The 18,510-nt window shown below is 69.3% G+C and carries 16 protein-coding genes; 5 read left to right on the forward strand and 11 right to left on the reverse strand.

From position 1 onward, the window contains the following. Positions 1-141: 141 nt before the first annotated feature. The 6 genes from ON19_RS14350 to ON19_RS14375 all read right to left on the reverse strand — a co-directional run bounded on the left by ON19_RS14350 (position 142) and on the right by ON19_RS14375 (position 5,656). Entirely contained in the window at positions 142-999 is an 858-nt protein-coding gene (locus tag ON19_RS14350) for a helix-turn-helix transcriptional regulator (protein ID WP_043691393.1), read from the reverse strand. A 163-nt stretch (positions 1,000-1,162) separates the two neighbouring features. Beyond that, complete coding sequence (locus ON19_RS41865) at positions 1,163-1,567, reverse strand: zinc-ribbon domain-containing protein (RefSeq protein WP_218006412.1); 405 nt, start codon at positions 1,565-1,567, stop codon at positions 1,163-1,165. Positions 1,568-1,794: 227 nt separating this feature from the next. Continuing rightward, positions 1,795-2,547, reverse strand: coding sequence for a 3-oxoacyl-ACP reductase FabG (gene fabG / locus ON19_RS14360; RefSeq protein ID WP_043691395.1), 753 nt, complete (start codon positions 2,545-2,547; stop codon positions 1,795-1,797). A gap of 14 nt (positions 2,548-2,561) precedes the next feature. Then, positions 2,562-3,710 (reverse strand): acyl-CoA dehydrogenase family protein, encoded by a 1,149-nt coding sequence (locus ON19_RS14365; RefSeq protein WP_043691396.1) that lies wholly within the window; start codon positions 3,708-3,710, stop codon positions 2,562-2,564. A gap of 184 nt (positions 3,711-3,894) precedes the next feature. Then, positions 3,895-4,515, reverse strand: coding sequence for an HAD family hydrolase (locus ON19_RS14370; protein ID WP_043691610.1), 621 nt, complete (start codon positions 4,513-4,515; stop codon positions 3,895-3,897). 190 nt (positions 4,516-4,705) lie between these two features. Beyond that, complete coding sequence (locus ON19_RS14375) at positions 4,706-5,656, reverse strand: Lrp/AsnC family transcriptional regulator (protein WP_043691613.1); 951 nt, start codon at positions 5,654-5,656, stop codon at positions 4,706-4,708. A 17-nt stretch (positions 5,657-5,673) separates the two neighbouring features. Between ON19_RS14375 and ON19_RS14380 the strand changes: the two genes are divergently transcribed. After that, the gene (locus ON19_RS14380) at positions 5,674-6,618 is read left to right on the forward strand and encodes a VOC family protein (protein ID WP_043691399.1); all 945 of its coding nucleotides are present in this window, start codon (positions 5,674-5,676) and stop codon (positions 6,616-6,618) included. 1 nt (position 6,619) lies between these two features. Here ON19_RS14380 and ON19_RS14385 read toward each other — a convergent pair whose 3' ends face one another. Further along, positions 6,620-8,035 carry an amino acid permease gene (locus tag ON19_RS14385; RefSeq protein WP_043691401.1) on the reverse strand — a complete coding sequence of 472 codons (1,416 nt, stop codon included), beginning with the start codon at positions 8,033-8,035 and terminating at the stop codon, positions 6,620-6,622. 131 nt (positions 8,036-8,166) lie between these two features. Beyond that, a complete protein-coding gene (locus ON19_RS14390; RefSeq protein WP_043691402.1) occupies positions 8,167-9,312 on the reverse strand; it encodes an LLM class flavin-dependent oxidoreductase in 1,146 nt (381 codons plus the stop codon). Positions 9,313-9,649: 337 nt separating this feature from the next. Between ON19_RS14390 and ON19_RS14395 the strand changes: the two genes are divergently transcribed. Next, positions 9,650-11,158, forward strand: coding sequence for a flavin-containing monooxygenase (locus ON19_RS14395; protein WP_043691404.1), 1,509 nt, complete (start codon positions 9,650-9,652; stop codon positions 11,156-11,158). A gap of 95 nt (positions 11,159-11,253) precedes the next feature. Here the strand turns inward: ON19_RS14395 and ON19_RS14400 are convergent, their stop codons facing one another. Continuing rightward, positions 11,254-11,862 (reverse strand): TetR/AcrR family transcriptional regulator, encoded by a 609-nt coding sequence (locus ON19_RS14400; protein WP_157229700.1) that lies wholly within the window; start codon positions 11,860-11,862, stop codon positions 11,254-11,256. Positions 11,863-11,918: 56 nt separating this feature from the next. Here ON19_RS14400 and ON19_RS14405 point away from each other — a divergent pair, with 56 nt between their 5' ends. After that, positions 11,919-15,101: an acetyl-CoA carboxylase family protein gene (locus ON19_RS14405; RefSeq protein ID WP_043691407.1), complete on the forward strand. Its 3,183-nt coding sequence runs from the start codon at positions 11,919-11,921 to the stop codon at positions 15,099-15,101. Positions 15,102-15,121: 20 nt separating this feature from the next. On the opposite strand, the gene ON19_RS14410 is transcribed toward ON19_RS14405, so the two are convergent. After that, positions 15,122-15,922, reverse strand: coding sequence for an SAM-dependent methyltransferase (locus ON19_RS14410; RefSeq protein ID WP_043691409.1), 801 nt, complete (start codon positions 15,920-15,922; stop codon positions 15,122-15,124). After that, positions 15,919-16,269 carry a hypothetical protein gene (locus ON19_RS14415; protein WP_043691411.1) on the reverse strand — a complete coding sequence of 117 codons (351 nt, stop codon included), beginning with the start codon at positions 16,267-16,269 and terminating at the stop codon, positions 15,919-15,921. Before ON19_RS14415 ends, ON19_RS14410 begins: the two co-directional genes overlap by 4 nt. Positions 16,270-16,663: 394 nt before the next feature. Here ON19_RS14415 and ON19_RS14420 point away from each other — a divergent pair, with 394 nt between their 5' ends. Together ON19_RS14420 and ON19_RS14425 are read left to right on the forward strand one after the other, a co-directional pair. Further along, complete coding sequence (locus ON19_RS14420; protein ID WP_043691413.1) at positions 16,664-17,833, forward strand: helix-turn-helix domain-containing protein; 1,170 nt, start codon at positions 16,664-16,666, stop codon at positions 17,831-17,833. 216 nt (positions 17,834-18,049) lie between these two features. Beyond that, entirely contained in the window at positions 18,050-18,487 is a 438-nt protein-coding gene (locus ON19_RS14425) for a DoxX family protein (RefSeq protein ID WP_043691415.1), read from the forward strand. Positions 18,488-18,510 lie beyond the last annotated feature (23 nt).

An 18,510-nucleotide genomic window follows, 5' to 3' on the forward strand; every position in this document is an offset into this window, starting at 1 on the left:
GCGGGACAGCTCGACGTCGAGCGAGAAGACCCGGGAGCAGATGCGGCGATTCCGCACCGAAGGGCGTCCGCGGGAGCTGCGCGGGCGCCCGGCGACGCGGACACGCTGCTGGTGCTGACGGACGGCCTGGTCGAGTGGTAGCTACCCGGAGGGATCCGCCGTCGGGAACCCTTGGGTCCCGGTCACCCGCAACACCTCCAGCGCCGAAGCTTCCCGGCTCCCGGGCGCCGCCGAGTAGACCACGACGGCTTGGTCGGTGTCCGGGACCAGCAAGGTGTCGCAGTCCAGCCGCAGGGATCCGAAATCAGGGTGGTCGATCGTCTTGGTCGCATTGCGCCACTGCCCGGATCGTCGCGCGGTCCACAACTGCTCGAATCGTGGACTGCGCGAACGGAGTTCGGAGACCAAGCGCAGGAGGCCGGGATCGTCCGGGTAGCGTGCGCGGGCGCTGCGCAGGCCGGCGACCGAGAAGGACGCGGCATTTTCGGCTTCGGCGGGCGTCATCGCGACCCGACCCGGCTCGGTGCCGAGGAAACGCTGCCAGATGATGTTGCGCTGGGCGGGCGGCCATGCGGAGAAATCGCCCAGCAGCGCGGTCGCCATCGGATTCCATGCCAGCACATCGGCTTTCGCCGACAGCACCAGTGCGGGCAGGTCCGCCATCCGGTCCAGCAGACGTAAGACGCTCGGCCGCACCACCATATCGATGCGGCCCTGCTGCGGGGGAGCCGCGCCCGCGAACTGGAACAGCAAGGCGCGATCTTCGTCGTTGAGCCGCAGGGCGCGGGCGAGCGCGGCCAGCACCGAGCTGGACGGACGCGGCCCGCGCCCCTGCTCCAGGCGCACGATGTAATCGACGCTGACCCCGGCCAGCTGGGCGACCTCTTCGCGGCGCAGCCCCGGCACCTGTCTGCGCGGGCCCGCGGGCAGGCCGACATCGCCCGGACGCACGCGGTCGCGTGCCTGTTTGAGCAACGCGGCCAGCTCGGTTCGATCCACATCTCGATAATGCCGCAGGCGGTCGTCGCCGGGTCGGTATCGCAGCTCCAGGCACTGATGGACCTGGTACGCCGTCTCCGGACGCACCACCTGGCCGGCCGGCGTACCGGCTGACCAGGTTGCTGCGGCGCGAACTGCCGTGGGGCAGCGTGCGTTGCTCGGGTCAGCGCTGCTGCCAGTAGGCGTTGGGGGTGCGGGTGGGCTGCGGCGAGTGGGCGTTGGGCGCACCGGGAGCGGGCTGCTGCTGCCATGGGGCGTTGGGTGCGCCGAAGGCGGGTTGCTGCTGCCCTTGGGGGCTGGGTGCGCTGAGGGCGGCCTGCTGCCGGTGCGCGTTGGGGCCGCCGGGGGCCGACTGGCCGGGGCCCATGGCTCCGGCGTCGGCCCGGGCGAGCAGGTCGGGGATCTGGGGTGCGGCGATCGGTGACGATGCGCCGCACCAGGTGCATTCCAGGTAGTGCTTGGTGCTCAGTGGGATGAGCGGGATGAAGAAGAGCGTGAACTTGGTGACGAGTTTGCGCAGCGCGTGTGCGGCGGGATTGCCGCAGCGGCCGCAGACCAAAGTGATCATGACGAGCGTGTGGATACGCCTCTGCCAGCCGAATATCAGCATGTGAAACCCCCGAAAATAGAGAATCCGATGTCGGTCACAGTAATAGATCGACCAGACAGCGGCTCGAGTTAACGGGCCGGTTACTCCAACACCCGACACGTGCGTCTCAAATCCTGTTATTCCACCTGGAGTGAGCTACCCATCGCGTTGCTTTCCGATCGCTGTGGCCGAGCGATCGGCGTCGGTCAGCGGGCGCCGCCGTTGACGTACAGCGTCTGGCCGCTGACGTAGCCGGCCTCGTCGCTGGCGAGGAAGGCGATCACCGCGGCGACCTCCTCCGGCTGGCCCACCCGGCCCAGCGGGGTACGTTCCGCGGCGGCCTTCTGGTGGTCCTCGGCGTTCATGCCGACGCGGTTCGCCGTGGCGGCGGTCATGGCCGTGGCGATGTAACCGGGCGCCACCGCGTTGACGGTGACGCCGTACGGGCCGAGTTCGAGGGCGAGGGTCGCGGTCAATCCCTGGATGCCCGCTTTGGCGGCCGCGTAATTGGCCTGGCCGCGATTGCCGAGCGCCGACCGGCTCGACAGCGACACGATCCTGCCGTAACGCTGGGCCACCATGAATCTTTGGGCGACCTGCGCACAGTGGTAGGCGCCGGTCAGATTCACGGCGAGCACCGCGTTCCAGTCCTGCTCGGACAGGCGGAAGAACAGGTCGTCGCGGGTGATGCCCGCGTTGTTCACCAAGATCTGCGGGCTGCCCAAATCGGTGGCGACGCGGTCGAACACGGTCTGCACCGATTCGCGCTCGGTGACGTCGCAGACGTAACTGCGCGCCACGCCGCCCGCCGCCGTGATCTGCGCGGCGGTCTCGTCGGGGGCGTTGCGGTCCAGGACGGCGACGGCCGCGCCCTCGCGGGCCAGGCGCAGCGCGGTGGCCGCGCCGATACCTTGGGCCGCGCCGGTGACGACGGCGACCCGATCGGTGAAGCGATGCATCGAATATCCTCCGGTCAGAACGCGGCGACGCCGGTGAGGGCGCGGCCGATGAGCAATTTCTGGATCTGGCTCGTCCCCTCGTAGAGGGTCATCACCTTGGCGTCGCGGAGGTACTTGCCGACGGGGAACTCGTCGATGTAGCCGTACCCGCCGAACACTTGCACCGCGCGGTCGGCCGCGCGGACCGCGGCCTCGGAAGCGAACAGTTTCGCCTGCGAGGACGCCACGGCGAAGTCCTCGCCGCGGTCGACGAGATCGGCGACCCGCCACACCAGCAGCCGCGCCGCGTCCACGTCCAGCGCGATGTCGGCGAGCAGTTCCTGGACGAGCTGGTGTGCCGCGATCGGCTTGCCGAATTGTTCGCGCTGGGTGGCGTAGCCCACCGCGGCGTCGAGGCACGCCTTGGCCAAGCCGACACATCCGGCCGCGACCGACATGCGGCCCTTGGCCAGTGCGGCCATCGCCACGGTGAAGCCTTTGCGCTCGGCGTGTAGCCGGGCGCTGTCGGGTACTCGCACCCCGTCGAGCACGAGCTCGGCGGTCGCCTGCCCCCGCAACCCCAGCTTGCCGTGGATCTCGCGTGCGGTGAATCCGGGCGAGTCGGTTGGCACCAGGAACGCAGTGATGCCCCGGTGTCCTTCGCCGCCGGTGCGCGCGAATACCAGCGCCACCTCGGCCCAGGTGCCGTTCGTGATGAACATCTTCGTGCCCGACAGAACCCAGTCCGAGCCGTCGCGCACGGCGCGGGTGCGCAACTGGGCGGCGTCGGACCCGGTGCCCGGCTCGGTGAGCGCGAAACAGCCGAGCGCCTCACCCGCGACGAGCCGCGTGAGCCAGGTCTGCTTCTGCTCCTCGGTGCCGAAGTGATGAATCGACTTGGCGACCAAGCCGAGGGAGACCGAGACGATGCCGCGCACGGCCGAATCGCCGCGCCCCAACTCCTCCAGGACCAGGCAGTAGGTGAGGTGGTCGCCCGCGCTGCCGCCGTACTGCTCGGGGATGGTGAGCCCGAGGAATCCCAGGGCGCCGAGGCGGCCGACGATCGCCCGGTCCACGCTTTCCTCGCGGTCCCACCGTGCGGCGTGCGGGGTGATTTCCCGGTCGACGAAATCGGCCGCGAGCTGCCGTGCCGCCGTCTGCTCGTCGGACAGTTCGAGATTCATGGGCAGTAGGCTAGCGACGGTTAAACTAGCACCGCAAGTTTAGTTGGGAGGAGTCCTGCGGAGCGACCCAGTTCCGCTGCTCGATCGAGTGGCGCAAAATCTCCGCCGCGACGGCCGGCGCGGCGAGTTCGACACCGCGTTCTTCTCCGGGTGGTGCGCGCCGCCGAACGGGCTGACGCCGCGGTCAGCCGGTGGTGACCGCCCTGAATTCGGTCGCGAGCCAGGCGGGGAACTCGGTGAGGCTCGTGAGCACCACGTCCGCGCCCGCCGCGCGCAGTTCCTCGGCCGTGCACGGCCCGGTGCTGACGCCCACCGCGAACACCTCCGCGGCCCGTGCGCCGTTCATGTCGCCGACGTGGTCGCCGACGAACAGATCCGCACCCTGTTCGCGCAGCGTCGCCGCCTTGCCCGCCGACCAGAGGTCACCCGCGAGATGGTCGACGCGCCAACCGAGTTCGGCGATATGCAGCTGCGCCAGCGGAGCGTGCTTGCCGGTGACCACGAGCACCCGTCCGTCGTTGGCCTCGACGGCCGCCAGCGCGGCCTGCGCGCCCGGCATCGGGGGAATGGTCGAGACGAGCGTCGGATAGAGCGCTCGGTAGCGGGTCACCAGGGCCGGAACCAGTTCCTCCGGCGCGCCCGCTTCGACGAGCAGGGTGGCCAGCGGAGGGCCGAGACGATCGGCGAACGTCGTCCCGCACAGCGGCAGATCGAACTCGGCGCCGAGCAGGTCGATGGCTCGAGCGACACCCGGCCGGGAATCGATCAGCGTCATGTCGAGGTCGAAGCCCACGGTCCAGGTCACCCACACGACCCTAATCGCCTGCGCTCCGGTGCGCCGGGTCGGCTGTTGTGATTCACAACTCCGCAGCAGGAGCATGAGGGCCGATGGACAGCAGGGGGCGGCGGCCGTGATTCACGTGGAACCCGCGCTGCACTCGATGTCGCGAAAGCAGCTGTCGCCCTTCGAATTCGGCAGCGAGTGCAATCGTGCGTCAGATGCGTCGCGGTGGCGCGGCGCGCTTGGTGTAGCCGCTGATCGGCCCGATCTCCATCCGATCTATCCCGCGCAGCGCGCCGAGCCGCTCGGTGGTGTAGCGGAACAGGGCGTCCGCGTCATGGCAGACGACGCACGCCAGCAGATTGTGCGGTCCGGTGGTCGCGGCGACGAACGCCGCCTCCGGATCGTCGGCCAGCGCGGTCGCGACGGCGAGCAGATGCGCGGGGGCGACGGTCAGCCACAGCAGGCTCTGCACGGTGAACCCGTACAGCGCGGGATCGATCTCGACGTCGAAACCGAGGACCCGGGCGTCGCGCAGTTCCTCGACCCGCCGCCGCACCGCGGATTCCGACCAGCCGACGGCCCGCGCGAGCCGCGGATAGGTCGCCCGCCCATCGGCGGCCAACGCGGGAATCAGGCGCTGATCCAGTTCGCTCGGCGCCACCGGTGCGGGTGGGTCCGCAGCGGGCGCGCGCAGGGCCGTGCTCTGCTCGGTGGACAGCGCCGACATCCGGCCCTGCCAGCGGCGTTGCATGACGTGCCGCAGCACGCGGTGAGCGTCCACGGTCCCCACGGCCGGGTGGCGGGCGAGTTCGGGAAGGGGAGCGTCGCCGGGGACGCGGAACAAGCAGACCAGTTCGGCGCCACCGGCGATGATCGTCACCCAGGCGGTGTCGGCGCGGCCGGCCAGCGCGCGGGCCAACGCGACGGTGGCCTCCGGCCGGACCCGCAGGCGGACCAGCCACTCGGCGTGACCGACGCGTCCGGTATCGGCGACCCCGGTGACCCGCAGTCCTCCGGTGTCGAGCAGGCGCCGGTAGCGGCGCGCCAGGGTGCGCTCGGAAACGTCCAGCACCGGTGCGAGCCTGCTGAACGGCGCACGACCATCGAGCTGTAAGGCGTGCAGCAAACTTCGGTCGATGTCGTCCAAGCTGACCGAATCCACCACGTCAGGGTAGGGCAATGTCGGAATCCGGCGGATCCCCCGTGGTGACGGGCGGGCGCGCCGGGGACCGGACGAGCATCGTCGGCGTGCAGAAACCGATCGACGCCATCCACCACACCGGAATCCTGACTCGTGATCTGGACGGTCTGGAACGCCGCTACCTCGACCTCGGCTTCACCTTGAGTCCCCGCTCCAGGCACCTGCTGAGCGCGCGACCGGGCGAACCGCCCACACCCGGATGCACGGCCAACCGCTGCGCGCTGTTCGGCGGCTCCTACCTCGAACTGCTCGGCATCGTGGACGAGGCCGCGCCGGACCCGTGGCACACCAAGGCGATGGCCGACGAGTACGAGGGCTTCCGCCTGCTCAACTTCGAAACCGGCGACGCGGAGTCGGCGCGGCGGCAGCTCACGGCGGCGGGCGTGCGCGCGACCGGCGTGCTCGACCTGGAGCGCGACGTCGAGACCGAGGACGGCATCCGCACGGTGCGCGCGCGGGCCGTGCACGTCGACCCGGGGTCGACACCGGAGGCGCTGCTGGGCGTCGCGCAGCATCTCACCCGCGAATACGTCCACCAGCCGCGCTATCTGTCGCACCCGAACGGCGCCCGCGCCATCGCCGCCGTGCTGATCGTGGTGGACGATGACGCGTTCGACGCGACCGTCGAACGCTACGGTCGCATCCTGGCCGTGGCCGCCGTGAGCAAAGGGCCGCTGACCGTGTTGGAGATGGGCTCGGGACGGCTGGAGCTGGTGCGCGCGTCCCAGGCAGGCGCCGTATTGCCGGGCGAGGCGGCGCCCGCGCCGTCCTACCTGGCCGCCATGACCATCGCCGTGCATGATCTGGCCGTCGCGCGCGAGGTCATCGCGAGGGCGGGTGTGCCGGTCCGCGCGACCGACGAGGGCTTCTTCGTCTCCGCGCGTGACGCCTACGGTGCAGGGCTGTTCTTCGTGACGGACTGACTCAGACAGGCGGCGCGCTGGGGCGGGGTTCGGCGAGGGTGGAGCGCTTGCGGCCGTAACCGAGGTAGACCGCGATACCCACCAGCACCCACACACCGAACCGCACCCAGGTCAGCGCCTCGAGGGTGGTCGCGAGCAGGACGCAGCCGATCAGCGCGAGGATCGGAACCAGCGGCACGAGCGGAGTGCGGAACGGGCGTTCGCGCTCGGGTTCCACCCGGCGCAGCACCAGTACGCCCACGCATACCACCGCGAACGCCGACAGGGCGCCGATGTTGACCAGTTCGACCACGATATCGATCGGCAGGAGCCCCGCGACGATCGCGCCGATCGCCCCGAGCAGCAACGTCAACCGCACCGGAGTGGAGCGTTTGCCGGTCGCCGCGAGTCGGTAGGGGAGCAGCCGGTCGCGGCACATCGCGAACATCAATCGAACCTGCGCGTACACGATCAGCAGCAGGCCCTTCGTCAGCGCGACGATCGAGGCGATCACGATGACGTCGCCGATCCATCCGATGCGCACCGCGCCGAACGCGGTCGCGATCGGCGCGCTGTTGTTCAGCGTCGCGAACGGCACCATGCCGGTGAGTACCACGCTGACCAGCGCGTAGAGCGCGGTGGCGATGAGCACCGTGCCGATGATGGCGAACGGGACGTCGCGGCGCGGGTTGCGGGCCTCCTCCGCCGAGGCGGCGACCACGTCGAAACCGAGGAAGGCGAAGAACGCGATCGCCGCGCCCCCGACGATGCCCCCGACCCCGAACGGGGCGAACGGGATCCAGTTGTCCACCTCGACGTGCGGTGCGCCGACGGCGATCACCAGCACGAGCACGCCGATGGTCAGGCCCACCAGCACTTTGGTGATGCGCGCGGTGAAGGTGACCTCCCCGGCCAGCACCGCGACGACGACGGCGACGATCAGCACGGCGGGCAGATTCACCACGCCGCCTTCGGCGGGCCCCGCGGCGAGTGCGTGTGGAACGGTGAGGCCGAACAGCGAGTCCAGCGCGGACACGGTGGTGCCGGACCAGCCGATCGCCACCGCGGCGCCCGCGATGACGAATTCCAGCAGCAGGTTCCAGCCGACCAGGAACGCCGGTCCTTCGCCGAGGGTCGCGTAGGTGTAGGTGTAGGCGCTGCCGGAGACCGGCACCATCGCCGCGAGTTCGCTGTAGCACAGCGCCACCAGCACGCACACGGCTCCGGCCAGTGCGAACGACAGCACGATGGCGGGCCCGGCCTTTTCCGCGGCGGCGACGCCGGTGATGACGAAGATCCCCGCGCCGACGATGGTGCCGACGCCCATGGCGGTGAGGTCGAGTCGTCCGAGCCTGCGCGCCAGCGTGGGCCCGCCCGCCTCGGTCGTGGCGGTGTCGGGCAGGCGGCGGCGCCAGCGCCGGGCTGATGCGGTGGTCATGACTCCCTTACGAGAACTGTCCGTCGGTCGCGGCCCGGTATGCCGAACCGATGGACCATTCTCGCCGCGTAGCCGCGGCTGGGAATAACTGGGGTGTTGCGGGCGGTACGCCAGCACCGTCCGCGGGTCGCTCAGCTGCTGGCGGACGTGGCGAAGGGCGTGGCGGCGGCGACGCGGGCCGCACGGTGGGGATGCCGCCACAGGCCCTTGCGCTCGAGGATCGGCAGCACGCCTTCGCCGAACCAGTACGCCTCTTCCAGATGGGGGTAGCCGGAGAGGATGAAGTGCTCGATGCCCAGGTCAGCGTATTCGGCCAGGCGATCGGCGACTTCGGCGTGCGAGCCGACCAGCGCGGTGCCCGCGCCACCGCGGACCAGGCCGACGCCCGCCCAGAGGTTGGGCGCGATCTCCAGCCGCTCGGTGCTGCCGCCGTGCAGTTCCGCCATCCGTCGCTGGCCTTCGGATTCACTGCGCGCCAGACTGGCGTGAACCCGCTCGATGTCGGCGGGATCGATGCCGGCCAGCAGACGATCGGCCTCGGCCCACGCCTGCTCGGAGGTGTCCCGGCTGATCACGTGGATGCGCAGGCCATAGTCGAGCACGCGCCCGTGGTCGACCGCCAGGCGGCGGACCCACTCCAGTTTCCTGCGCACCGCGGGCAGCGGTTCGCCCCAGGTCAGGTAGGTGTCGCTGTAGCGGGCCGCGATCGGGCCGGCCGGTTCGGAGGAACCGCCGAAGAACACCGGCGGCACCGGATCCGGACGGTTGCTCAGCAGTGCCTGCTGTACCCGGATGTGCTCGCCCTCGAAGGTCACCGGCTCGGTGGAGGTCCACAGTTCTCGCACCACGTGCAGGAATTCGCCGGTGCGGGCGTAGCGCTGGGTCTTGTCCAGGAAGTCGCCGTAGGCCTGCTGCTCGTGTGGCTCGCCGCCGGTCACCACGTTGAGCAGCAACCTGCCCCGGGAATGGCGCTGGAAGGTCGCCGCCATCTGCGCCGCGAGCGTCGGGCTGACCAGCCCGGGGCGGAAGGCCACCAGGAACTTCAGCGTCTCGGTGGTCGCGACCATCATCGCGGTGGTCAGCCAGGCGTCCTCGCACCACGCGCCGGTGGGGGTGAGCACGGCCTCGAAGCCGTTGTCCTCGGCCGCGGCGCCGATCTGGTTCAGATACCGCAGGCTGGCCGGGCGGTCGCCGGACATGAACGTGCCGTGCCCGCCCGCGACCAGCCCGCGGGAATCGCCGTAGGTGGGGAGGAACCAGTGGAACGACAGACTCATGCGGAGTCAACTCCCTTCCGGAGACCGCGGCCGGGCCACCGTGGTGACCGCCGCGCACGCGAAGCGACCCGAACCGGCTCCCGGTCCGCAGCGATGACGGACACGCGACACCTCGGGGTAGCGGGACAGATGGAGGCGGTGCGCCTCGTGAGCGCGCCGCAGTGATCCATGCTGGGCGCTCGACCGGCCCGGGTCACGGTTTGGAACCAGGCCGGTTTTTATTCGCGTGTCCGTACGTGTCACTATTCCGTGCTAGACGTAACCACGGATAACACGTAATCTGGCCTCAGCACGCACCCCACGGTGTGCGAGGCGGACGGACGAAACGAGTACCTCAATGACGCGGCATGTCGACGTACTGATCATCGGCGCTGGGCTGTCCGGAATCGGCATGGCCTGCCATCTCACCAAGGAGCAGACGGGACGCAGCTACGCGATCCTGGAACGCAGGACCGCCATCGGCGGCACGTGGGACCTGTTCCGCTACCCCGGCATCCGATCCGACTCGGACATGTACACGTTCGGCTACGGCTTCCGTCCGTGGAACGGCACGAAAGTGCTCGCCGACGGGCCGAACATCCGCCGGTACATCGAGGAGACCGCGGCCGAGTACGGCGTCACCGAGCACATCCGGTTCGGCCGCAAGGTGACCACGGCGCGCTGGTCCAGCGAGACGGCCACCTGGACGGTCGAGGCGCTCGACGAGCGAACCGGCGAGACCGAGGTCCACACCAGTAATTTCCTGGTCGGCTGCACCGGCTACTACGACTACGACAACGGCCACCGTCCGAAGTTCCCCGGCGAGGAGAACTTCAGCGGGCAGATCGTGCACCCGCAGCACTGGCCCGAAGACCTCGACTACTCCGGCAAGCGAGTGGTGGTGATCGGTTCCGGCGCCACCGCGATCACGCTGATCCCGGCGATGAGCGACGCGGCCGCGCACGTCACCATGCTGCAGCGCTCACCGACCTACATCACCGCGCTGCCCGCCGACGACCCGGTCGCGGTGGGGATGAAGGCCGCCAAGGTGCCCGCCAAGCTCGCCTACCGGATCGGGCGGGCGCGCAACATCGCCCTGCAGCGCGCCAGCTTCCAGCTCTCTCGCACCAATCCGAAGGCGGCCAAGAAGCTGCTGCTGGCCGCCGTGCGAATGCAGGTCGGCTCGGGCATCGACATGCGCCACTTCACCCCTTCCTACAACCCGTGGGACCAGCGCCTGTGCGTGGTGCCCAACGGTGACCTGTTCAAGGTCCTGCGCAGTGGCAAGGCGTCCATCGCCACCGACCGCATCGAGACGTTCACCGAGACCGGCATCCGCCTGGCCTCCGGCGAGGAACTGCCCGCCGACCTGGTCATCAGCGCCACCGGTCTGAGCGTGCAGATGCTCGGCGGCATGAGCCTGGAGATCGACGGCGAGCCGGTGGTCACCCGCGACCGGGTGGTCTACAAGGGCGCGATGCTCGACGGCATACCGAACGCGATGATGGTGCTCGGCTACACCAACGCGTCCTGGACACTGAAGGCCGACCTCGCGGCCGAGTACTTCTGCCGCGTGCTCAACCACATGAAGGCGAACGGTTTCACCCGGGTCGAGCCTGTGGCCACCGACCGCGATCGCGGTACCGACTCCGTGATGGGCGGCGCGCTGACCTCCGGCTACATCCAGCGCGGCGACGCGGTGATGCCGAGGCAGGGCACCAACGGCCCGTGGCAGGTGATCAACAACTACTTCCGTGACCGCAAGCTGCTGCGCAAGGGCGCGCTGGAGGACGGGGTGCTCTCCTTCGCTCGTGCCGAGCAGGCGCCGACCGCCGCACCGCGGCTGGAAGGTACGCGCAGCGCCTGAGTACCGTCGGGCGTTTCACCGCGGCGGGCACGACGAGGTGCCCGCCGTAATCGTGGACGGCGCGGATCAGGAACGGTTGCGCGCGTCTTCGTTCGCTACAGACCCAGCAGAGTCTCCGAGACCGTCACCATGGCGTCGCGGTACTCGGCGCTGCTGGGTGCGTCGGCGTCGCGGCGGGCCAGCACGCCTGCGGTGAGGGCATAGCCGATGGTCTCCGCGATCACGCGCGGCGCCACCGCCGGGGTGATGCGGCCCGCGTCGAGCTGGCGCTGAAGGTATCGGGTGAAGCGGCGGATCGGGCGCTCGGTGATCTCCGCGGCCAGTGCGGCCACCTTGGGATCCACCGCTCCGCGTTCGTCGATCAGGCGCAGCAGCGGTCCCGCCGACGCGACCGCGCCGGCGAACGATTCGATGGTGGCCCGCAACATCGTTCGCGGGTCGTCATCCTCGACTCCCGGCTCCTGGGCGGCGAGGAAGTCGTCGCGCACCCGCTCGGCCAGCGCGAAGAAGATCTCTTCCTTCGAGGCGAAGTAGACATACATCGTGGCGCGGGAGACACCCGCCTCCGCGGTGATGGCGGCGACCGTGGTGTTGTCGTAGCCGCGCTCGGCGAACACCCGTGCCGCGGCGTCGAGGAGGTCGCGGTGCCGGGAGGTATGCGAACGCTCCCGCGCGGCGCGCACCGACCAGGTGGACTGGGTCACGCAGGTCATCGTCGCGCATATTGACGTTGACGTCAACGTCAACGAGACTGGGCGGCATGCAGGTCGTCGTGGTGAACAGGGGAGAAGTGGCGGTTCGCGTGCTGCGCACCGCCCGGGAACGGGGTTGGCGAACCCTGGCGGTGCACACGGCCGAGGAACAGCACGCGCTGCACGTCCGGCTGGCCGACGAGGCCGTGGTGTTGCCGGGCGTCGGAGCCGCCGCCTACCTCGACGTGGCGGCCGTCGTCGCGGCGGCCGGGAAGGCGGCGCCGGGTGCGCTCGTGCACCCGGGCTACGGATTCCTCAGTGAGAGCGCGGAATTGGCGCGTGCGTGCGCGGCGGCCGAGCTGGTGTTCGTCGGTCCGTCACCCGAGGCGCTCGAGGTGTTCGGCGACAAGACCGCGGCACGCGCCGCGGCCGAGCGCGCGGGGGTCCCGGCGATTCCGGCCACCCGCCGCGGCGCGGACGTCGCCGAGATCGAGGCGCTGCTCACCGCTCATCCCGATGGGGTGATGGTGAAGGCCACGACGGGTGGCGGAGGGCGCGGTATGCGGGCGGTGCGCGAAGCGGCATCTCTCCCGGAGGCGTTCGAGCGCTGCCGCGCGGAGGCGCTGGCCGGATTCGGTGACGCGGGGGTCTACGCGGAGGCGCTGGTCACCGACGCGCGCCACGTAGAAGTGCAGATCGTCGCGGACAGCCGAGCGGCAACGGCCGTCGGTGACCGCGATTGCAGCGTGCAGCGCAGGCAGCAGAAGCTGGTCGAGGTGGCGCCCGCTCCCGGGCTGTCCGCGGCGCTGCGCGAGCGATTGCACAGCTGGGCCGTGCGGGTCGTCGAATCCGTCGGCTGTCGCGGCGTCCTCACCGTCGAGTTCCTGGTGCGCGGCGAGGACGCGTGGTTTCTCGAGGTCAATCCGCGACTGCAAGTCGAACACACCGTCACCGAAGCGGTCACGGGAATCGACCTGGTCGCCGTGCAATGCGATCTCGCCGGTGGCGCGACACTGGCCGATCTCGTTCTGCCTGGCCCGGGGACCGCACGCGGTTACGCGGTGCAGGCGCGCCTGAACGCCGAAATCCTCACCTCGGGCGGCGATGTACTGCCCGGCACCGGCACACTGGCTCAGTTCGCCCCGCCGACCGGCAGCGGCGTACGGGTCGACACGGCCGCGTTCGCCGGGATGCGGCAGGACGCGCGTTTCGATTCCCTGCTGGCGAAGATCATCGCCTCCGGTCCGTCGTATCCGGCCGCGCTGCGCCGGTGTGCGGACGCGCTGGCCGAGACCGTCGTGGCCGGGGTGGACACCAATGCCGCGGTGCTGCGCGCGGTCCTGGCGGAGCTGGCCGACGGTCGCGTCGTGCCGACCACTTGGTTCGAGCGGCACATCGATGAATTGGTCGGGCGTGCCGAGGATTTCCCGAGCCCCGTGCCTGTTTCGCCCATCGCGGAAGTCGTGGCGACGGCGGTGACGCTGGCGGACGACGAACAGGCGGTGCTGTCGCCGATGGGCGGCACGGTGGTCGCCATCGCCGAGCCGGGCGCGATCGTTCCCGCGGGCGGCGAGGTCGCGGTGCTGGAGGCCATGAAGATGCAGCACGTGGTACGCGCCGCGCAGGATTTGCGGGTGCACCGCCACGTCGTCGCGCCGGGCGCGGTCGTCGATCCGCATGCGCCGCTGCTGGTCTTCGTCGCCGCCGAACACGACGGAGCGGTCATCGACGAGGTCGCGGTCGACTTGGACGCGATCCGCGCCGATCTCGCCGAGGTACACACCCGTCACCGCGTCGGCCTGGACGAATCCCGGCCGGAGGCGGTCGCGAAGCGGCACCGGCTCGGGCGGCGCACCGCGCGCGAGAACATCGCCGACCTGGTGGATGCGGACAGCTTCGTCGAGTACGGCGCGCTCGCGGTCGCCGCGCAACGACTGCGTCGCAGCCAGGAGGATCTGATCGCGAACACCCCGGCCGACGGGCTGATCGCGGGCGTGGCGACCATCGATGCCGAGCGATTCGGTCCCGACCGATCCCGCGCGGTCGTGCTGTCCTACGACTACACGGTGCTGGCGGGCACCCAGGGCATGCGCAACCACGTGAAGACCGATCGCATGCTCGAACTCGCTCGCGAGCAACGACTTCCGGTGGTCTTCTTCACCGAGGGCGGCGGCGGCAGACCGGGCGACACCGACTACCCCGGCATCTCGGGGCTGGACGTCACCACTTTTCGCGCGATGGGCGCGCTCTCGGGCCGGGTTCCGCTGATCGGCATTGTGTCGGGACGATGCTTCGCGGGTAACGCGGCGCTGCTGGGCATGTGTGACGTCGTGATCGCCACTCCCGACGCGAATATCGGCATGGGCGGTCCCGCCATGATCGAGGGCGGCGGGCTCGGCGTGTACGCGCCGGAGGACATCGGGCCGGTCGAGGTGCAGCGCCGCAACGGCGTCGTGCACGTGGTCGCGGCGGACGAGGCGGACGCGGTGGCCATCGCCCGCCGCTATCTCGCCTACTTCCGAGGCACGATCGAGGATTGGACCGCGCCGGACCCGCGCTTGGTGCGGCATGTGGTCCCGGAGAACCGCCTGCGCGCGTTCGACATCCGCGCCGCCATCGAGTCCGTCGCGGACGTCGGGTCGGTACTGGAGTTGCGCCGGGACTGGGCGGTGGGGATCGTCACCGCACTGATCCGGGTGGAGGGACGGCCGTTCGGCTTGATCGCCAACAACTGCCACCACCACGGTGGCGCGATCGACGCTCCCGCCGCCGACAAGCTCAGCACGTTCCTGCGCTTGTGCGACACCCACGGATTGCCGATCGTCTCCTTGTGCGACACACCGGGCTTCATGGTCGGTCCGGACGCGGAAAAGGACGCCACTGTCACGAAATTCAGTCGCCTTTTCATCGACTCGGCTGCGCTCTCGGTCCCGCTGGGAACCGTCATCGTGCGCAAGGGTTACGGTCTCGGCGCTCAGGCCATGGCCGCGGGCTCCTTCCGCTCACCCCGGTTCGTCGTCGCCTGGCCCACCGGGGAAATCGGCGGCATGGGCCTCGAGGGCGCGGTGCGCTTGGGGTTCGCCAAAGAATTGGCCGCCATAGCGGATCCGGTGCAGCGGCAGGAGGCGTTCGACAAATTGGTGCAGCTCGCCTACGCCAACGGCAAGGCCCTCACCGCCGCCACCGTGCTCGAAGTCGACGACGTCATCGACCCCGCCGACACCCGCCGCTGGATACGCACCTTGCGCTGACCCGCGACGGGTGTGGGGCGTCAGGGTTTTCGGGCGACCGCGCCGTAAGCCGAGACCGGCCTGACCTCGCCCACATCGGTCTCGGGCGTGCGCCACCGAGTGATCGGGACGAAGCCCGGCTCGACCATCTCCAACCCCTCGAAAGCGGCCTCGATCCGGTCGCGCGGCCGGGCGACCAGCGGCGCGGCGCCGGACTGCGCGTAGATGTCGCACATCGCACGGTAGCGGCGACTGTCGTCGGTGCCGTGCCACAGCGCCAGGAAACTGCCCGAAGGCATCGCCTCCATCAGCGTGCGCACGATCCGCAGCAGTTCGTCATGGCCGGTGACGTGGCCGAGCACACCCATCAGCAGGACCGCGACCGGCTCGCGGAAGTCCAAGACCATCTCGGCCTGCTCGATGATCCGCTCCGGACGACGCAGGTCGGCGTCGATGTAATCGGTGGTGCCCTCCGGCGTTGTGCTGGTCAGCAGCGCCCGCGCATGCGTGAGCACGAGCGCGTCGTTGTCCACGTAGACGACGGTGGCCTCGGGCGCCACGCACTGGGCGATCTCGTGGGTGTTGCGTGCGGCGGGCAGACCGCAACCGATGTCCACGAATTGGCGGATCCCCCGGTCGGCAGCGAGGTAGTGCACTGCGCGGACGAGAAACTGGCGGGCCTGGGTTGCGATGGTGGTGATGTCGGGATGGATCTCGATGCAAGCATCGCCGACGAGACGATCGATCTCGTAGTGGTCCTTGCCGCCGATCCAGTAATTCCAGATTCGCGCGGAATTCGGGATGTCGGCCCGGTGGCAGTGGACCTCGGACTCGTGACTCACGCGCGCACCTCCCGTCGCCGGGGAGCGCTGATCGGTTCGCGGAATGCCGTCCACCTTCGATAGACGATTCCCGTGTCCACGACGATCACGTCGCACTGTCGGCGGATGAGGTCGAGCCGGACGGTCTCCGCGCGGGGTGTGATCACGATGCCGACCTGCCGTCGGCGTGCGTCGAACATCGTGTGCCGCAACGTATCCGGACGCAACGGACCGGCGACATAACACCTCGGCACATTCAAACGGAGGTCGTCGGCGAGGTCGAGCGCCCGCCGCAAGTCCAGGGCGTGGGTCCGGGCCAGGCTCGGGGCGCCCCGGTTGATGAAGATCAGAGCGTTCCGCTTCGGCATCTAGTTCCCCCGCCCTCGATGCCGTCCACCACGCGTCGCGCCGACCCGCAGGCGGTGTCGGCCGGTGACGCGAAGAGGCTGCGCACCCGAACCGGGAACCGAGTCGTCCTGTGCGAGGCGGCGCTTGGGGGAGAAAGCACGGCGAGCGTCGACCGCCGCCCACCAGATCGCGGCTAGACAGGGAGCGAGAGGAATCGCCAGCGCCCACCAGTCCTGAAACCACGTCATCGGTCTCTCCTTGTCGTTGCGATGGAAAGCCGCTGCCGTCGAAGTGATAAGGCTGGGCACCTCGCGCCCGTGGAAGACGTTGCCGATCTCGTGGCGGTGCGGCTGTTAATCAGGCTGACAGCCTGCGTCGTCGCGTACTGGCAAGGAATTTGCAAAACTGGCAGCTATGGACGAAGCCGGTATCGGGGCTCGTACCGCAAGAGCTCGCAAGCTGAAGGGTTGGACGCAGCTGCGCCTTGCGGCAGAGGCCGGACTGTCCGATTCGCTGATCGCCAAAGTGGAGACGGGTCGCGTTCCCGCGAGTCCCGCGTTCGTTGCAGCTGCCGCTCGTGCGTTGCAGGTTGAGCCGGAACTGCTGACAGGTGTCGCGGATTACAGCCGAGAGCTGGGTGAGTTACCCGGCGTTGTCGAGATGCGCCGGATCGTGGCGGAATGGGACTATGTCGAACCGGTGCGAGGGTCGACGCTCGCACAACTGGAACTCGAATCCGCGAAGTTGCAGGACTACCACATTCGGGACAAGACTCCTGAAGTGTTCGAAATATTGCCCGGCCATATTCGTCGTTTGTATGGCGCGCTCACGGAAGCAGGGGCCGATGTCCGGCGTATGCATTCGCTGCTGTGCAACGCCTACATGCTGACGAATTTCTCTGCCGGGCGAACCGGGTTGACATCGCTGCAATCGTCGGTGCTGGGGCGAGTCTCGGCGCTCGCCGAGGAAGCGGACGATCCGATTTATCGCACGCTGACCCACGTCCAACGCGGCAAGGTACTGATGTACTACGACGCGATACAGTCCGGGCTCGACGCAGTGCAGCGCGGAATCGACGCGGTAGCCGGTGACGATGGCAGCGCGACGGCGATGCGGGGTTACGGCCACCTATCGGGAGCGATCATCGCGGCGCGCGGCCAGCGGTACGGCACCGCGATCGACTATCTTGACGAGGCGCGCAGTGTCGTCGCCCGTGGCGACGAGTCCTCGTTTCCGCGTCTGCCGCAGCTGAATGCGACGAATGTCGAGTTCTACGCGTGTGCCATCGAGTTGGAAGCCGGAGATCCGGAGAAGGCCGCCACCAACGGGTGGACATTGAAGATCCCGGCGGGAACGTCGCCGACCCGAACCGGGCACCACTACCAGGACGTCGCACGAGCGTGGCTATTGGCGGGCGAGCCGTCGAAGTCCTTGAAGGCGTTGAAACTGGCGCGGAAGGTGGCGCCGCAGCAAACGCGTCGGCATCCGTCTGTGCGGGAGACGCTGGTAGGGATAGCGGCGGCGGAACGGTGGAATTCCGAGAGTGTGAGTGCCTTCGCGCAATGGGTCGGCGTGGCCGTCTGATCGGCCGCGGCGCGGGTATGAGCCGTCGATCCGCCCACGAACGCTGGTCGAAACTCGTTGGCTGGCGGACTCGACGCCCAGGCCAGTACAACCGAACCGGCGGTTCAGCAGCGGGTCCGAAAAATTTTCGCGGACAGCGATGAGTCCTTGGCCGGTGCTCCGTCCTATCTGTTGAACGCGCTACCAACCCGGCGCGACCGACCAGAAGGACCAGAAATGACCACCGCCAACCCCTCCGCCGACTTCTCCGACGACGTCACCTACCGTCCCGGCAAAATCCGCAACCGCGTCCTGTGGACCCTGCAGATCCTGCTCGGCCTGTTCTTCATCATCGCCTCCGGCGGTCCGAAGCTCGTTATCCCGAACACCTTGGCGGACAACGCCCCCGAGAATCTGACCATCCCCCTCGGGCTGCTCATCTTCATCGGAGTCGTGGAGGTCGCCGGCGGTATCGGCCTGATGGTGCCACGGCTCAGCGCCCTTGCCGCCGCGGGTCTGTCCGTTCTCACCGTGCTCGCCGCCGGGACGCAGGCTTTCATCGCCGACAAGCCCTCGATGGGGATCTTCCCGCTGGTGCTGGCCGCGATCTTCGCCTGGATCGCCTACGAGCGGCGCGCCACCATCACCGATCTGCGCACCTGGCTGTCGCGATGACAAATCCATGAGCACGACCGGCG

The organism is Nocardia abscessus NBRC 100374 (assembly GCF_000308455.1).
Taxonomy (GTDB): Bacteria; Actinomycetota; Actinomycetes; order Mycobacteriales; family Mycobacteriaceae; genus Nocardia; species Nocardia abscessus.